This is a genomic window from Flavobacterium araucananum (genome assembly GCF_002222055.1).
GTDB lineage: Bacteria > Bacteroidota > Bacteroidia > Flavobacteriales > Flavobacteriaceae > Flavobacterium > Flavobacterium araucananum.
In genome coordinates this window covers 347,066-365,149 of the sequence record NZ_MUGS01000004.1, presented here as the reverse complement: position 1 = coordinate 365,149, position 18,084 = coordinate 347,066, and the positions used below count along the sequence as shown (strand labels likewise).

Annotated in this window: 4 protein-coding genes; all 4 read right to left on the bottom strand. The window is 35.6% G+C overall.

The window, feature by feature from the left end; translation table 11 throughout:
- Positions 1-709 precede the first annotated feature (709 nt).
- Genes B0A64_RS03890 through B0A64_RS03875 form a run of 4 tightly spaced genes read right to left on the bottom strand, consistent with a single transcriptional unit; the run spans position 710 to position 18,011 of the window.
- A complete protein-coding gene (locus B0A64_RS03890) occupies positions 710-5,155 on the bottom strand; it encodes a type I polyketide synthase (protein WP_089478233.1) in 4,446 nt (1,481 codons plus the stop codon).
- 16 nt (positions 5,156-5,171) lie between these two features.
- Positions 5,172-12,938 (bottom strand): hybrid non-ribosomal peptide synthetase/type I polyketide synthase, encoded by a 7,767-nt coding sequence (locus B0A64_RS03885; RefSeq protein WP_089478232.1) that lies wholly within the window; start codon positions 12,936-12,938, stop codon positions 5,172-5,174.
- Positions 12,939-12,951: 13 nt separating this feature from the next.
- Positions 12,952-16,359 carry a non-ribosomal peptide synthetase gene (locus B0A64_RS03880; RefSeq protein WP_089478231.1) on the bottom strand — a complete coding sequence of 1,136 codons (3,408 nt, stop codon included), beginning with the start codon at positions 16,357-16,359 and terminating at the stop codon, positions 12,952-12,954.
- A gap of 50 nt (positions 16,360-16,409) precedes the next feature.
- Complete coding sequence (locus B0A64_RS03875) at positions 16,410-18,011, bottom strand: MBL fold metallo-hydrolase (protein ID WP_089478230.1); 1,602 nt, start codon at positions 18,009-18,011, stop codon at positions 16,410-16,412.
- Positions 18,012-18,084: the final 73 nt, after the last annotated feature.

Genomic DNA, 18,084 nt, shown 5'->3' with positions numbered 1-18,084 from the left:
TAAACAAAGAAGTTGTTCTAAATCAGATGGTTTAAAAGAGCCTGAATTTCATGAAAAATTTGTCAAAAAAAATCTCCCGGAAGTAAAACTCCCGGAAGATCTTTTTAAATATTATTTTAAGATAATAACTTTTAATTCAATGATAGCGCAACCATTTTGACATCATTGCACCAAATCTAAAAAAATGGCCTGAAAGACCAAAAGCAAGAGCATAGAGCATCGCATTATGATCTAAATTAAGCGACATTTGTGCCCTTTCAGGGCAAAAGAAAATCTAATCTAAATTCATAGTAAGACTTTTTCTTTTTTTTAATAAATAATTACAATAAACGTTTGCTTAGGGCATTTGCTTTCGCCCTTACAGGGCTTAAAATACAAATTATCCTTTATTTTATGGCGCTCCGCACCATACTATTGCCAGGGCTCTTTCAGAGCGCTTTTCTTAATTTCATGAAAAATTTGTCAAAAAAAAATCTCCCGGAAGTAAAACTCCCGGAAGATCTTTTTAAATTTTATTTTAATTTAATAACATTTAATTCAATGATAGCGCAACCATTTTGAAATTAGTACACCAAATCTAAAATAATGGACTGAAAGTCCAAAAGCAAGAGCATAGTGCATCGCACTATGATCTAAATTAAGCGACATTATTGCCCTGAAAGGGCAAAAGAAAATCTAGTCTAAATTCATAAATCCTGAAATATAACAACTAAATAACCAATGTATTTGCCCCTTTTCGATTGTCCTGCAAACTCACAATTTCTATTGCCAGTTCTATTTCTGCCGCTAGTTTTTTTATATTGGGGTTCGAATAAAAGTCCTGAATATTCATTTCTACGCTAAACGTTTTATTGATTCTTTTTAGCAAGGTCATTGCTTTTAGAGAATCTGCGCCCATCTCAAAAAAGTCATCGAGTACTCCTACTTTTTGATATCCAAAAAATAACTGAATCATTTCGCATAAATTTTGTTCTGTTTCAGTTTCAGGCTCCTGATAACTTACACTCAAAACATTTCGATCTACGGTGCGTTCGTTATCGATGGTTTGGTCTTCTATACTATCAATACCATGTTTTAATTTGAACGAATTAGGATCTCTTGCAGATACAATTAGCTGGGCTGAATCTTGTAAAGAAAAGGTTCTTTCAAAGACCTCAACTAGTTTTTTATCGTCTATTCTCTCTTCTGATAAGCCATCTAAGTTTACATAAAACCAATTTTTTAATTCTCTTCGTCCGGAATTGACAAAAGCATCTATAAAGCCATTTGATACTGCATATACACCATAATTTAATCCGCCTAAAACAGACGCTAAACTTGACGTTATCCATACAAAATCTAAAGATTTGTGCTCAAAAATGGAATTGATATTTAAGGTCCCCTGAACTTTAGGCAAAAATTGTTTTACGGCAATCTCTGAGCTTAAATTTTCTACGCTCTTAAAAGTTGAATTTTCTATGTTTCCGGCAGCATGAATTACTCCGGAAATTTGACCGTGATCTGCTTCTATTTTTTCGACTACTTTACTAAAAGTGCTATAATCAGAAACGTCTCCGGTATAATAATAAACTTGTTTGTTCGTTTTCTTTAACTCTTTTAGCGCTTTGATGGCAGCAACTACCTTAGCATTTGTTCCGGAATCGCTTAAAACGTTATCCCAAAGATCTTCTGGCGGGATACTGCTTCTGCCTGTTAGTATTATTTTTGCGTTGTAAGTATCTGATAAATGCGTTGACAATATTTTGCCTACTTTTCCTAAACCACCGGTAATGAGGTAGGTTTTATCTGTTTTAAGGTATTTGTTTTCTTCCTTTACTTCCAGATTCAGGTTATCGTAAAACTGCGTCCAACGGTTTCCGTTTCTAAACGCGATCGTAGTATCTGTGTAGTTATACTGTAGGTCTTCGATCACTTTGGCAATTATTTCAGGATCGTTTATTTCCTGATTAATATCTATACTGCAACTAAACAGGTTGGGATTTTCCTGCGAGCAAACATACAATTGTTTCATTGAAGCGATCAAAGCAATATTGCTTTTCTCGTCTCCTAAAATCTCATGATTCAAACCGGATAGTAGTGTAATTTTCTTTTTGAAATCCGGATTATAATTAATCAAACTTTTGCATAACGCATTGAATGTATTAAAAACAGACAACATTGCTTCCTGATCTTCGCCTTCGAAATTCCAATTGAAAATAATTTGATCTATTGGCGTATTGTTACGCTCAAGTTCTTTGAACAATGCTGTAAAATTGTGCTCTTTGCCTGGATTTAATTGGAACAATTCGTCATTGACACGCTCAAAATCATCACTTTTTATCACTTTTATAACACTGTTTCCTTGTGTAGTTAGTTGTGATTCAAGTAAATTTGAGACGTTGTTATCATCAGAAAAAATTAAAAAATGTTTACTTTTTGTATCCTGATCTTTGCTTTTTGCTAAAACTGCTTTTTTCCAGTTTGGCATATAGAACCACTGATCAAATGGTTTATAATCTGATAATCCGCTTGCAATTTTTTGAAAAGGATCGACCAAAAAATCCAGTTTATAACCGTCAAAAGAATAGGTAGGAGCTGAAATTCTGTTTCGCTCTTCTGTTGCATAATATTCGTTCCAGTCGATTTTTATTCCGTTGCTCCATATTTTTCCTATGGCAGTCGTAAATTTTTCATTATCATCTGTCGACTCATTAAAACGTCGCAACAATTCGATCGCCACATGGGTATTAGTATATTTCTGGTTTTGCCTGCTTAGCGACAATAGTGTTTTTCCCGGACCAATTTCTATAAAAACAACATTCGGTTTTTGAAGTACAAAATCGATTCCGTCTCTAAAATTTACGGTTTCTCTTAAATGTCTTACCCAGTATTTTGACGAAGTGGCTTCTGTATCCAGAATTTGTTTTCCGGTAAGATTCGAAATGTATGGCAACTTAGGGTTCGAGAATTGAATTGTATCGAGTTCCTGCTCATATTTTTCTAAAATAACATCCATCATACCGGAATGAAAGGCATGTGAGGTTTTTAACTGAGAACATGAAATATCCTGTAAGGTGAGTATTTGAATAAAATTTTCGATGTCATTTTTGGTTCCTGAAACCACGCATGATGTAGGCGAATTTATGGCTGCAATCGATAGATTGGTGTTCAGTAATCCTACAATTGTATCAATAGAGGCATCAATGGCAACCATACTGCCTTTTTCGACCCCGCTCATTAATTGTGCTCTTTTTGCAATTAATTTCAGGGCATCTTCAAACGAAAATACCTCAGCGATACACGCAGCGGTATATTCGCCCAGACTATGACCAATCATATTATGGGGTTTTATTCCCCATTTTAGTAATACGGAAGCCAATGCATATTCGATTAAAAAAAGAAGCGGCTGTGTGTATTGTGTTTCATTTATGCGATTTTCATCGATCGTCTCATTTGATCGATAGCCTAAAATTTGGGCAAAATCTTCTCCGGTATTTTTGTGCAGGATTTGAAATCCTTCGTCTATTATTTTTTTAAATTCGGGTTCGTGATCGTACAAATCTTTTCCCATTTTAAAATACTGTGTTCCTTGTCCGGAAAACATAAAAACAAGATCTTTCTTTTCTTTTTGTACTTCGATTGCCAGATTCGAATCCTGCAATTTTGATCCTAACTCTTCTTTGTCTTTTGCAACTATCACACTTTTATAGGCAAACTCTGCTCTGCCCGTTTTTAGCGTATAGGCTAAATCTGCCAATTGAAAAGGCTGATTTTCGACAAAGGTTTTTAGCTTTTCTTTATAGTTAATTAATGAATTCTCGTTTTTGGCAGAATAGGTAATTAACTGAAACGGACGTGAAGCGCTTTGTGTTTCGGTCTTTTCAAATTCTTCCAGGATGATGTGCACATTCGTTCCTCCAATCCCAAAACTACTTACACCGGCTCTAAGCGGCAAATTATTTTTTGATTCCCATTTTGTCAATTGGTTATTTACAAAAAAGGGGCCTCCCTTAAAATTTATTTCCGGATTGGGAATTTTATAATTTGATACTCCCGGAATCATTTTATTTTTTAAAGATAAAGTGGCTTTTATCAGTCCGCCCACTCCGGCAGCATTTCCGGAATGACCAATATTAGATTTTAACGATCCTACAGCACACTGATGTGTTGTATCATAATTAAATGCCTGATTGAGGGCTTCAATTTCAATGGGATCACCAAGTTTTGTACCTGTTCCGTGTGCTTCGATATACGATATGGTATTATAAGGCACATTTGCCATTCTATGCGCCATTTTTATACACTCTGCCTGTCCTTTTACACTTGGAGCGGTATAGCCTATTTTTCGACCATCATTGTTAACGGCAGAGGAACGAATAACGGCATAAATATTATCTCTGTCCTTTATCGCTTCTTCGAGCCTTTTTAGCACTACTACTCCTGTACCTTCGGCACCTGTTGTTCCGGATGATTCGCTATCAAACGTGCGGCAATATCCATCTTTTGAACCTATCCCTCCCTCTTGATAAAAGTGTCCTCTATTTATTTTTGTATTCAAATTAATGCCTCCGGCAATTGCCAATGAGCATTCTCTTAACAACAAACTTTTACTGGCAAGGTGCACTGTCATCAGGGAACTGGAACAAGCCGTATCAATAGCAACACTAGGACCTTTTAGATTTAGGTTATAGGATATTAAACTACTGATAAAACTTTTATTATTTATAAAGGATAAATAAAAGGGGTCTACATTTTTGTTTTCGCTGATAAAACTGTGGGCAATCCAGTTAAAATTATCTTCGGCAGTCATGTACATTCCAATTTTATCCTTGTACGCAGACGCATTATAGCCTGCATCTTCTATGGCTGACCACACTTGTTGATGCAGGATTCGAATTTGAGGATCCATTAAATTTGCCTCATCTTTTGTATAAGAAAAAAACGGATAATCGAAACTATCTGAATTTTGTATCGTAGACTTTCTTTTAATGTATGCCGGATTATTAATCGTGCTTTTATCAACCCCTAATTTTGCAAGTTCTTCATCTGAGTAAAACTGTATCATTTGATTTCCTTCCTTCAAATTTTCCCAAAACTCATTTGGATTTTCGGATTTCGAAAATTTACAGGAAATACCTATAATGGCAATATCTCTTTTTATGGACTCTCTATTCATAAAATATTCTTCTTAATTAATCTACAATCTGTTCTAAAAAGTCATCGTATTGTTCTAATAAATCAGTTTGGTTTTCTTCTTCCTTACCTGATAAATCTTCGTTATCTCCTTCTGTTTCGTTTATTAATTCGTCTATTTTACCAGACAGTTCATTAACAGTCGAGAACTCAAAAAGAATGGCAATATTGATCCCTAAACCTAATTCTGTCTTGATGTGATTGACCATGATAATTAGTTTTAGAGAATTCATCCCCAGATCAAAAAAACTATCATTTATACCAATTTCATTTTCTTTGGCTTCCAGAATAGTCGCTACTATTTTTATCAGTTTTTCTTCTATTTCATTTCTTGGAGCGACATATTCTTTTTTAATCAAATCATCGCCTGTAATATTGGGCAACGCTTTTCTGTCTACTTTTCCGCTGGAGTTTAAGGGTATTGATTTTAGTGCTGCATAAAAATCAGGAACCATATATTCTGGCAGGTTTTTAAGAAGATAACTTCTCAATTCGGCTTTATCGATTTCAGGATCCGCAACATAATAAACGACTATGCAACTTTCGTTTTTTACTTCTTTTATTAGCGCCAGAACCTGTTTTATAGCTGGTGAGAATTGCAAAATATGCGTTTCGATTTCTCCTAATTCGATTCGATACCCTCTTACTTTTACCTGATGATCGATCCTGCCTTTATAATCAATGGTACCATTGGACAGCCATTTTCCTAAATCGCCTGTTTTATAGAGTAGTTCTCCTTCTATGAACGGGTTTGCAATAAATTTTTCTGATGTCAGGTCCAATCTGTTCAAATAACCTCTGGCTAATCCTGAACCACCAATACTTATTTCTCCTAAAACACCTTCTGGTTGTAATCTGTTGAACTTATCGAGGATATATATCGAAGTATTTGCAATTGGTTTACCAATCAGGATTAGTTCTTCAGACGATTTAATTTCAAAAATCGTACAACCAACTGTGGCTTCGGTAGGACCATATTCGTTATAGATTTTTATCGAAGGGTTTATTTTTCTTAATATTTCGACATGTTCTTTTTTAAGTTCTTCTCCTCCTACTACTGCCACTTCGATTTTGTCTGATTGTATCTCCAAATTGCCTAAAACACTAATATGTGCAGGCGTCAATTTAATACAGGACAGGTCGCTGTCAAGGTAGTTTTCGAGTAAGTTCACTACAGAACTGCTTGAAGGAAGTACTTTCAGTATTCCACCACTTATCAAAGGCAGAAACAAGCTGGTTATGGTTAGATCAAAAGATAAAGAGGTAAATAAACCAAAATTTTTATTGATCAGGCTTCCGCTTAAATACTGCTCTTTTGCCCATAGCAAATAATTAGTTAATGAGCGATATTCGATCATAACACCTTTGGGTTGTCCTGTTGATCCTGAGGTATAGATAATGTAGGCTAAGTCATTTGGAGCCAAATCGATACTATCGATATTTAAAGCATCTGCAAAGGTTTCAAACTCTACGTCTACAGACATTACGTTTCCTTCATAAAAATCAAGGTCCAGTAAAAATGAGGTTTCTGTAACCAATAGTTTCAAGGCTGTATCGGTAACAATAAAGGCCTGACGATTTGCTGGCAATTCTGAATCGACAGGAATAAATACTGCGCCTGATTTCAAAATTCCTAAAATGGTAATAATCGTCCACTCGCTTCGGTTCAGGAGCACACCAACCATATCCCCTTTTTCGACAGTATAATTTTGTATTAAATTATAAGACATTTGAGTCGATAAACTATCGAGTTCTTTGTAGGTGATTTTTTTAGTTTCAAAAACTACGGCAACGGCATCAGGTGTTTTTGCGACCTGATCTTCAAATAAATCCAATACGGTTTTATCTGCCGCATATTCGACATTTGTAGCATTAAAAACATGCAGTAATTTATTTGTACTGTGTTCATCCAGGATATTTATGTCTGACAATCGCACATTTTTGTTTGCAATGATGGTAGTGACTATTATTTTAAAATAGTTTACAAATTGCTCTATGGTTTCTTTTTTAAACAGATCTGTTCGATACTCAAAACCTAAATAGATTTTGTTCTCTACTTCTTTTGCTCTTAAGGTAAGATCAAACTTTGAGGTTTTTTGCTTTCTGCCATAACCGCTAAAACTTAAATCTGAAATCTCTGCTGCCGGTGTTTCTTCAAAGTTATGGTAATCAAATAAAACATCAAATAAGGCGTCACGGCTTGCATTGGGCTTTATCCCGAGTGCTTCTATCAAATCTTCAAACTGATAGCCCTGATTGTCCATACAAGCCAATGTATTTGATTTTACATTTGCCAATAATTCAATAAAACTCAGGTTTCCGTCAGGATAATTTCGCAACGGTAAAACATTGACAAACATTCCTAAAATACCTTCCAGATCAGCGTGCAAACGACCAGACATTGAGGTCCCTATTACAATATCTTCCTGATTGGATACTTTGCTTAGCAGGACATTAAAAATAGACAATAACAAGCCAAATTGGGATACGTTATGCCCTTCTGTCAATGTTTTTAAGGCATTTGTGTCTGCTGTATCTAAGCTAAATTCTACATAATCTCCCACATTATTTTTATGTGCAGGCCTAACATAATCCAGAGGCAATTCCAGCACCGGGATATCATCAGAGAATTGGTTTAACCAAAATTCTTTTTGTTTGATAATTCGCTGTTGTTCTGATTCACTTTGTTGCCATTCGGCATAATCTTTATATTGTAATTTTAAATCCGGCAATTCTACCCCATTATAAAAGGTTAGAAAATCACTAATTAATGTGTTTTTCGAAATACCATCTGTAATGATATGGTGCATGTCCAGAATTAATATATGCTCCTGTTCTGACAATTGTATAATTCCAAAACGAAACAATGGTGCTACAGCTAAATCAAACGGACGGATAAATGCTTTAATTATCGTTTCTATACCCTCTCTGTCTGAAACATACTCTTCTATATGGAGGCGAATATCTTTGTTTATTTTTTGAACTATTGCTCCGCTATCCAATTCAAAAAAAGTACGAAGGCTTTCATGACGCTGGACCAGTTTTTCTAATGCCTTTTTTATTTTAACCGGATCCAGGATACCTTTTGCTTCTAATATCTGTATTTCGTTGTAAGCAATACTTTCCTGGTTTAGAAATTGTAAAAAGTACATTCGCTTTTGTGCAGAGGATACTTTGTAGTTTTCTTTTTCCGGCACTTTAGGAATTTGAATTATATGGGTGCCTATTGCTGTTTTTGACAGTAATTTGACCAATGCTTGTATGGTCGAATGTTTATACAAATCCCCAATTGATAACGAAGAACCTATTTGCTGATTGATACGCGACAACAAGGTCATCCCTTTTAAGGAATCTCCGCCTAATTCGAAAAAATCTGTGTTTAAATCGAAGCCTGTTTTGCCAAAAAACTGCGAGAAAACTTCGATTACGATCTCTTCTGCGCTCTTTACATTTTGATCTTCAATTGCCGTAATTGCTACTGCGTTTGGCAAAGTCAGTTCTTTTTTTATTTTTTGATATTCTGCTTCGTGTTGTTTAATGGCTTCTGTCAGATTGCCTTTGTATACGGTCGTAGAAACGGCTTTACTTTCAAGACAACGATAAAATACTGCCACTCCTTCTTCCGGATAAATACCATCGATTTGATTGTTTGCATTTTCGATGCTTTGCTCTGATGCGTTCTGCAACGATTTTACGGTCATACCTACATTTAACCAATCGCACCAGTTGATTGCAAAAGCGTGAATGTTTAGTTTTTGTTCTAAATAAGCGGCGTAACTTTGCAAAAATTCGTTTGCAGCATTGTAGCCAACCTGTCCAAATTTTGACTGATAGAATACGTTTCCTATAGACGAAAAAAGACTTACAAAATCTAATTCGGCAAAATTCAAATATTTTTCAAACAACAAAACTGCTGCTATTTTTGAGCTACTGTATTTTAGTAATGATTCGCGGTTTCTATTCAGGATAATGCCTCCGTAATCTATTTCGCCGGCTGCCCATATCAGACCATTTATTTTAGAATGCTGCTCTTTTATTTCTTCGAGAACATTTTTTACTTCGGCTTCTTCAGACACATTTACCTGATGCAATTGTACGATACATCCTGTGGCTTCCATTTTTATAAGTGCCTCTATTTTCTGGATCACATCTGCTTCTTTTCCTGATGCTTTGTCTTTGTTTAACAACAGATCAGTCCATGCTAAACGATCCGGAAAAGCAGAACGATGCAATAAAACAACATTTGCTCCTTTTTTAAAGACTAAATCCTGAGCTATAGAAAATCCCATACCTCCAAATCCTCCTGTAATAATATAAACACCTTCCGGAACTATGGTTACTCCGGAACTTAACTCCTGATTGTCTGTAAGGGTGTCGTAACCAGGAATCCAGCGCTGTTCGTTTCTGTATGCTACAAACGGGCTGTTGTCTGATTCGTAAAACAACTCGTTAATAAGTTTAGGCAAATATTTTGCTGCTCGTACCGCATCTGCAAATGGGTATGGTATGTCGATCAGTTTAGAACTTACCTGAAATATTTCTGAAGGTATAATCTTAACAGGTGCAAGTATGGTGGCTTTTAATGAATTAAATTTATCCTCGTCAAAAACTTTTGCAATATGATTATTAAATACGGTTATACTTATTTTTTCATCTGGATCAAGATGTGGTAAAGACTGCATTATATAACATAAATCAATATATCCCTGATTTAGTTGGTCGTCTATCACCTCGTAGTTTACGGTTCCTGATTCCTGACTTAATGCTGCACAATAAACAATATCTCCAATCGTGATCGAAGCTTGTTTAAGATAGTGCCACAATTGAGAAATATTTTGAGGATTTACTTCTACAATCTCTTTTGAAATTTCCTTAAATTCTGCTCCAAACTTAACTTCGATTACTTTATGATTGTTGGCAACAAGCTCCTTGATTACTGACGGACTGAAATTTTCGTTTCCTGAAAAAACCAAAAAAGAATTTCTTTTTTCGCTCTGTCCAAATCCTGAATTGGGCAATAATGAACTTCTCCACGAAGATACATTTACCCCAATGGTTTCGTTCTTATTGCTGTAACCAACTGCATCAAATTGTTCTTTTATTAAGTCAACAGCGTTTACATTAACTGGATAAGATGTTTTCTCGAAATCATACGTTGGCAACGAGACTTTGTTTCTTTGTTCGTTTTGATAATATTTTGACCATTGTGGCAAAAATCCCTGCTCCCACAATTTGCCAACAGCGACAAGAAGGTGCTGCAAATCATCTCCCTCTTCTTTAACGCTTCTTACTAAGTTTACAATATTATGGTTAGCACTTTTTTTGTTGTTGGTTGCTACTAAATAGCTCAGCACTTTTCCGGGTCCAACTTCTACAAGGGTACTAATTTTATGGTCTAAAATAGTTTCGATACCTTTGGCAAACAAAACAGTTTCACGCAAATGGCGCAACCAGTATTCTGCTGTTGTAACTTCCTGATCTAAGGCAATTGTACCGGACAGGTTGGAGATAAAACTTTTTTGAGGTTTCTTGAATTTTATGTTTGCAAATTCTTTTTTATAGTCCTCCAATGCTTCATCCATCATATAAGAATGAAACGCATGTGAGGTTCTCACAGGTCTGCACACGTAGTTTTTTTCTTCCAGAGCTAATCGAAATGCTTCGATTGCATCATCTTCTCCTGAAACCACACACAATTCAGTACTGTTTACTGCGGCTAACGATATGTTTTTATGATCTTTTAATAAAGGTAGTAACTCCTGCTCTGCTATTGCAATGCTTACCATTTTACCTCGTGGCATTTTTTGCATTAGCTCTCCTCTTTTTACCACCAGATGCAAGGCTTCTTCAAGAGTAAAAACGCCGCTTATACAAGCTGCAACATATTCGCCTATGCTATGACCAATCATGATATCCGGAGTTATACCCCAGGATTCTAAGACATGTGCCAGAGCATATTCTATTATAAATAAGGCAGGTTGTGTGTTTTCAGTATCATCAATGCCTGAATCTTCTTTTGCCTGCTGATCGCTAAACAATACAGTACTTAAATCTTTATTGTATTTTTCTTTTATAAAGGTCAGACATTGATCTGTAATAGCCTTAAAAGCAGGTTCGTTTTGATATAACGTTACACACATATTGTGGTATTGCGATCCCTGACCAGAAAACATAAATGCTATTTTTGGTGTACTGTTATTTGATACACCGGCTGTTTTATGAGCGTCGATTGTGTTTTCTGATGACAATAATGCAATTGCTTCTGCTCTGTCTTTACAAACTACAGTCTTTCTGTAAGCAAATGATTCTCGCCCTGTTTGTAGCGTATAGGCAATATCTGCAAGATCGTCTTCGGTATTATTTTTTAAAAAATTGGTAAACTTATTTATGTTTCGGTTTAACGCCTCGGGGGTTTTACCTGCCAATGACAATAATTGATAAGGTCTGCTTGCGGAGCCTTTTTCTTTGGTAAGTGTTTCTTCTAAAACAATATGCACATTGGTACCTCCTATTCCAAAAGAGCTTACTCCGGCTCGAAGTGGTGTATCGCCTTGTTTCCAGTTTTGCAATTTTGTATTGATATAAAAAGGACTGTTGGCAAAATCTATCGCTTTATTTGGATTTTTGAAATGTAAACTTGGTGGTATTTGTTTGTGTTTTAAGGCTAAAACGGCTTTTATTAATCCTGCTACTCCGGATGCAGTATCCAGATGACCAATATTTGTTTTTACAGATCCTACTGCACAAAATTGTTTTTTATCCGTATTAAATGCTTTTTTTAAGGCTGCAATTTCTACCGGATCTCCCAGTTTCGTTCCCGTTCCATGGGCTTCTATATAACCAATAGAGGCAGGATCTACTTTTGCCCATCTTTGAGCCGTCATGATAGCCTCCATTTGTCCGTCGATAGAGGGTGCTGTATATCCTACTTTGTTATCGCCATCATTATTTATACCTGTTCCTCTAATTACAGCATATACATGATCTCTGTCTCTTATTGCATTTTTTAAAGATTTTAAAATAACAACTCCCGCGCCTTCACCTATTACGGTACCAGTCGAATCATCATCAAAAGCTTTGCAATGACCATCTCTGGAATTTATCATTCCTTCCTGATGCATGTATCCTTTTTTGGATTTATTGGTAATCGCAACACCACCGGCTATAGCGATGTTACAATCGCCAACCAATAAGCTCCTGCATGCCTGATGTACTGCCGCCAAGGAAGTAGAACAAGCAGAATCAACAAACATTGAAACTCCTTTCAGGTTAAAAGCATACGAAATTCTGGTAGCAAGAAACCTCGAGTTCCTTAACTGAAAAGCCGAAAAATCATCTACTAATCCCTGATTATTGATTAGCGCCGCATACATTTCCCAGTTTATATTTGAGGCTGCTCCTGCAAATAATCCTATTTTGTTTGAAGGATCCTTAAGGTTACATCCTGCATCTTCCAGGGCTTCCCAACAAACCTGATGAAACAAACGAACTTGTGGGTCCATTAATTTTGCTTCGTCCGGCAGGTAACCAAAAAAATCAGCGTCAAAATATTCTTTGTCTTTTAGATACGAATTGGCATTTACATACCTTTCGTTTTCTATATTTCGTTTATCTTCTCCTTCTTCCAATAACTCTTCGGGAGTAAAGAACTCAATTGATTCTACTCCGTTTTTTAGATTTTCCCAAAAATTCTCTATATCATTTGCGCCCGGAAATTTTCCGGACATTCCTATAATCGCTACCTCTAAACCTGTGTAATTACTCATGTGCGTAAACTTTTTAAAAATTATCTAGTAGTCTTAAATTTTCAGTAGCATCATTAATAGCATGCTCAATATTATCTTCTATCTGGTGCAATTGCCCGTTTCCGCCTTTCAAAATAAATTCCTTCACTTCGAGTATGGTGCTTAATCCAAACATTTCTGTAACCGAAATACTGGAATTAAATTCGAGGTTTATTCTATTGTTTAGTATTATGATATCCATTGAATTACCTCCCAGTTCAAAGAAATTTCGGTTTACGCTTATCACTTCTTTATCGAGTTTAAGTACGTTTGCCCAAATCTCAACCAGTTGTTCTTCTAACTCGCTCGAAGGAGCTACATAATTATTGCCTACTGTAACTTCTACATCCGGTAAAGATTTTACATCTAATTTTCCGTTTACGGTCAACGGAAATTCTTTTAGATACATAAAATACTCCGGCACCATATAGATTGGCAATTTATTCTGTAAAAAATTCCGAAGTTCCAGAGCGTCCTGCTCTTCTTTTGCAGTATAATAAGCAACGAGATATTTGTTTTCGTTTCTTTCCCTTACCACTATTACGCTGTTACTTATGTCCTCATAATTAGATAAAGCATGTTCTATTTCTCCAAGTTCAATACGATGTCCTTTTATTTTTACCTGATTGTCTTTCCTGCCAATATAATCGATGGTGCCGTCAGGCAACCAACGTGCCAGATCGCCTGTTTTATATAAGCGATCGCCTTTTGTAAACGGGCTTTCTATAAATTTTTCCCTCGTTAATTCTGCTTTATTGAGATAACCTCTTGCTACCTGAACTCCTCCTATAAGCAATTCTCCAACAGCACCTAATGGTTGTAGGTTCAACAATTTATCTACAATATAAATTTTAGTATTTGCAACAGGTTTCCCTATACTAACGGTATCTTTTTGCAAATTGCTTTGTGTTAAATCTATTGCTGTTACATCTATTGCTGCTTCGGTAGGACCGTAATAATTATGAAGTTTTACGTTTTTGAATATTTCCTTAAATTTTTGAACCATTTGTATGGGCAAAGCTTCGCCGCTGCAAATAATATGCGATAGGTTTTTACATTTTTCTTCGACAGCATATTCTAAAAACATTCCAAACATAGAAGGAACAAAATGTACAATCGATATAGCTTCTCCCTCTATTATATCCAGTAAATATTCAGGGTCTTTATGTCCATCCGGTTTAGCAATCACTAACTGCGCTCCTGCAATAAACGGCATAATTAACTCCCATACCGAAACATCAAATACATAAGGTGTTTTGTGCAACAGTACTGAATCTGAGTTTATTTGCAAATCATTCTGCATCCATAACAGGCGATTCAATAATCCTCCATGTTCATTTACCACGCCTTTTGGCACTCCCGTTGTTCCGGAGGTATAAATACAATATGCCAGATCTGTTGGCGCTATCTTTATGTCTATTGCTGCTGTGTTTTGCAAATGATACTCGAAAGTATCCAGATTTATGCACTTTACCGTATCAAAAACTGATGCATAAAGAGTATTGGTTACAACATATTCTGATCGAACATCTTCTAGGATATACTGTATTCTTTCTTGCGGAAAACTGCCTTCGACAGGTACATAACCGTTGCCTGATCTCAGGATTCCTAATATCCCGATTACCATTTTGAGAGAACGGTCTACACAAATAGGAATTAATTGTTTCTCAATCCCGTTACCAATAAAGTACTGCGCCAATTGACGCGATTTTTCTTCAAGTTCTCTATAAGTAAGCTTGTCCTGTTCGTATGATACTGCAATTTTTTCCGGGTTAGCAGCTACTTGTTCTTCAAATAAATCTAAAACTGTCTGATGTTTTGGATAGTTAACTTCGGTAGTATTAAAATCAAGTAATAATACGTTTTTCTCACTTGGAGATAAAAAATCAACAGTACTAATTTTTTGATCCGGATTTTTTAATAATTCTTTCAATAGTGACTTGAAATGAATCATTAATTGTGTAATCATTTCGTTTTTATAAACATCTGAATTGTAGGTAATTACAAAAGACAAATGTTCGCCCATTTCTTCAAAAGTTACTGCGAGATCAAATTTGGATTTGCTTTCTCCCAAATCCCTTATAGCGTCACTTATTTCAAATTGTTTTTTTGCCTGCCTGTCTCCAAGATTCTGAATTGTAAACATTACTTCGAATATTGGACTTCGGCTGGAATCTCTTACTACGTTTAAATCTTCGACCAATCGATCAAAGGGATACATTTGATGGTTGTAGGCTTCTAGTGTGCTTGCTTTTATTCGGGCAAAGGTCTGATTAAAAGTTTCTTCGGGTATTATACTATTTCTAAAAGCTATCGTATTTACATAAAAACCTATCTGATCTTCGAGATCTGTATGATCCCTGCCTGCCACAGCGGTTCCAACTATCAGGTCTTCCTGCGAGGTGTAGCGATAGATTAAAACTTTCCAGACAGCTAATAATGCCATAAATAAACTACCTCCTGCTTCCTGCGAAAGATTGCGCAATCCCTGCGTTTGTTCAAAAGGAATTTGTGTACTAAGACTATGACCATTAAATGTTTTAACTCTTGGTCGTTTTTTTTGACTGGGTAAAGCTATTGTAGGCAGATCTCCTTTGAACCTTTCTGACCAATATTTTTTGCTGGTGCTTAGAACATCACTATCGATTTGTGTAATTTGCCATGCTGCATAGTCTTTGTACTGAATTTTTAATTCAGGAAGATTTAAAGGTGTATCGTTTTGATAAAAATGATAGTACGACATTACATCTCTTCCCAGGATTTCCATAGACCAGCCATCGCTTATGATATGGTGCATATTATAATAAAAAATATAACTGTTTGCCGCTACCTGCAATAAACTGGCACGTACTAAGGGGCCTTTCTCTAAATCGAATGCCTTAAATGAATCATTGGCAATATAATTTTCGGCGTTGGCAATGGGAGAAGCTTCGTTTGTAAAGTCTTTATAATCCAGTTGAAAATTTAAGTCTTCTAACGGCTGTATCCATTGACGGATTTCGTCGTTTTGATCTTTCTTAAATAGGGTACGCAAGATTTCATGGCGCTCTAATACTGCAGCAATTGCAAAACCAAATTTTGACGGATCGTATTCTCCTTCAAGAAAAATACGTGTTGGCATATTGTAAGCATTTGAAGCATTTTCGAACTGACAAAGCACCCATAATCTGCGTTGGGTATCAGACAACTGGTAACTACTATTTTTATCAATAGGGTTTATATGTTCATTTTTATTAAAATGAGCATATTTCTTCAAATAGTCAATTAACTCTGATTTGTGTGTTCGTATCTCATTAAGTAAATTTTGATCTATTTCGGTACCATCGAAACTTAAATCAAGATTATCTCCATTTAACGAAATTTGAATATTGTGATTCTCTAACTCAGATAATAAGTGTTTCATATCTAAAATTTAATGCTATTTATTTTGCAATTATTAAAACCTGCCTTTTATTAATATTCGATTGTTTTTTCGCCAAATAAACGTTCTGCCTCAACTCCTCGTTCTCTGCAATAGTCTACCAGTTTATTGGATTCGATTATAGGTCTTGATTCATCTGTGTATTTTATTGAGCTTATGAATTCCAGCCAAGGCTCAAGTCCCATTGCATAAACAAAGACGTTTTTGGGTTTAAAAATATCGATCAGGTTTACTCCTTGTGTAAAATCACAACCTGCAAGACGTCTTGACTGATCCATTTCGCGAGGCAATTTGTCAAACATCAAGGGTCCGTAAAGCCAGCTTAATGGTGCTCCATCGCACTCCATACCAAGAAAAATAACATCTACTGCTCCTATAACAGCATGAATTCTTTCATAAATTATAGGTTCTATATTGCACGAATCAGCAACAAACATTACTTTAAAATCATTATGCAAACTAACGTGGTAACACAACTTAGATCGAATGTCAATGTCTGAATGCTCGCCAAGGAAAGGGATTCCAGTGATCTCGCATTTATCTAACTGAATAGATTCCATATCATTTAGCTCAATTACATTATTAAAACCTATTGCATTAAACATCAGTTTTAGGTTAGGATCCTGCAAATCGCCCTTGCCGGACGAAGGCACAATAATATTTTTTATACTGTGTCGCAATTGCAATAAAGTCTCCAGCAAAATATGATCCTGATGATTGTGTGTGATTAAAACATAATCTATTTGTTCCGGTAAATCATTGATTGTATATCGGTTCACATCTGTTTCGTATCCGTCGTAACTAATAACGGGATCTACAAGTATCGAAATGTCTTTTGTTTCTACAAGAACGCATGCATGTCCAAAATATCTGGTTCTGATACCGTCTCCTTCGTATTTTTGATATTTTTTTGGTGCTTCGGTTGTAAAAAAACTTTCGAACAAACCTTCTTGTTCCGGTTTTATTCCTAGTTTTTTCAGGATTGATTTTGCGTCTCCGGGAACTCTTTTCATTTTGAATAATTCGTCTATCAAACCGTTTTTAAATTCAAGATCCAGGTGAATCAAATGTTCATCATCTAATCTTGGTGTGCTTAAAACGAACGATCGGGAATCATCTGCACTTATTAATTGCAGCGAAATTGATTGTGTTGCTTCATCATAAAACTCGGTTTTATATAAAAGATGCTCAAAAAAGCGAAAGTTGGGTTTATTGTTCAAATCATAATACAATTCGACCAAACCTTTTAAGCTATCAGGTACTTCTTTGTATAACGGATTTAAGGAGTATCCTATGGCATTTTTTTGCAACATGGTGTTTAGCTCATGAACAGCGTCGTACAGCAACAACATGTTCTCGCGTTTTACTAATGTTTGCTCATACAATTCGCTTATTTCATCTACTCGTTCGCCATTATAATCGATAAAAGGTCCTCCTAACATTTCGGGCTTTTTGACGGCTGCTGCATGAGTTTTAGGATTTTTTATATAGGACTGCATTATTTTTAAGTGTCTTTCTTTGATATTCATAGCAGCAGTAGCCGGCGATACCAGATGAGACCATGCGTACCATCTGTCTATTAATGCTTCTATTGCTACGTTTAATTTCAAATAATGTTTTACTTCGTTTTCCATTTTAATATTTAATTATTTATTTTCGACAGTTAATTGTTTGGTTGTTTTATGTGGTAATGCGATATTAATTTTT

Coding starts and splice junctions, on each gene's coding strand:
- B0A64_RS03890 (WP_089478233.1), bottom strand. CDS start 5,155: ATGAATAGAGAGTCCATAAAAAGAGATATTGCCATTATAGGTATTTCC.
- B0A64_RS03885 (WP_089478232.1), bottom strand. CDS start 12,938: ATGAGTAATTACACAGGTTTAGAGGTAGCGATTATAGGAATGTCCGGA.
- B0A64_RS03880 (WP_089478231.1), bottom strand. CDS start 16,359: ATGAAACACTTATTATCTGAGTTAGAGAATCACAATATTCAAATTTCG.
- B0A64_RS03875 (WP_089478230.1), bottom strand. CDS start 18,011: ATGGAAAACGAAGTAAAACATTATTTGAAATTAAACGTAGCAATAGAA.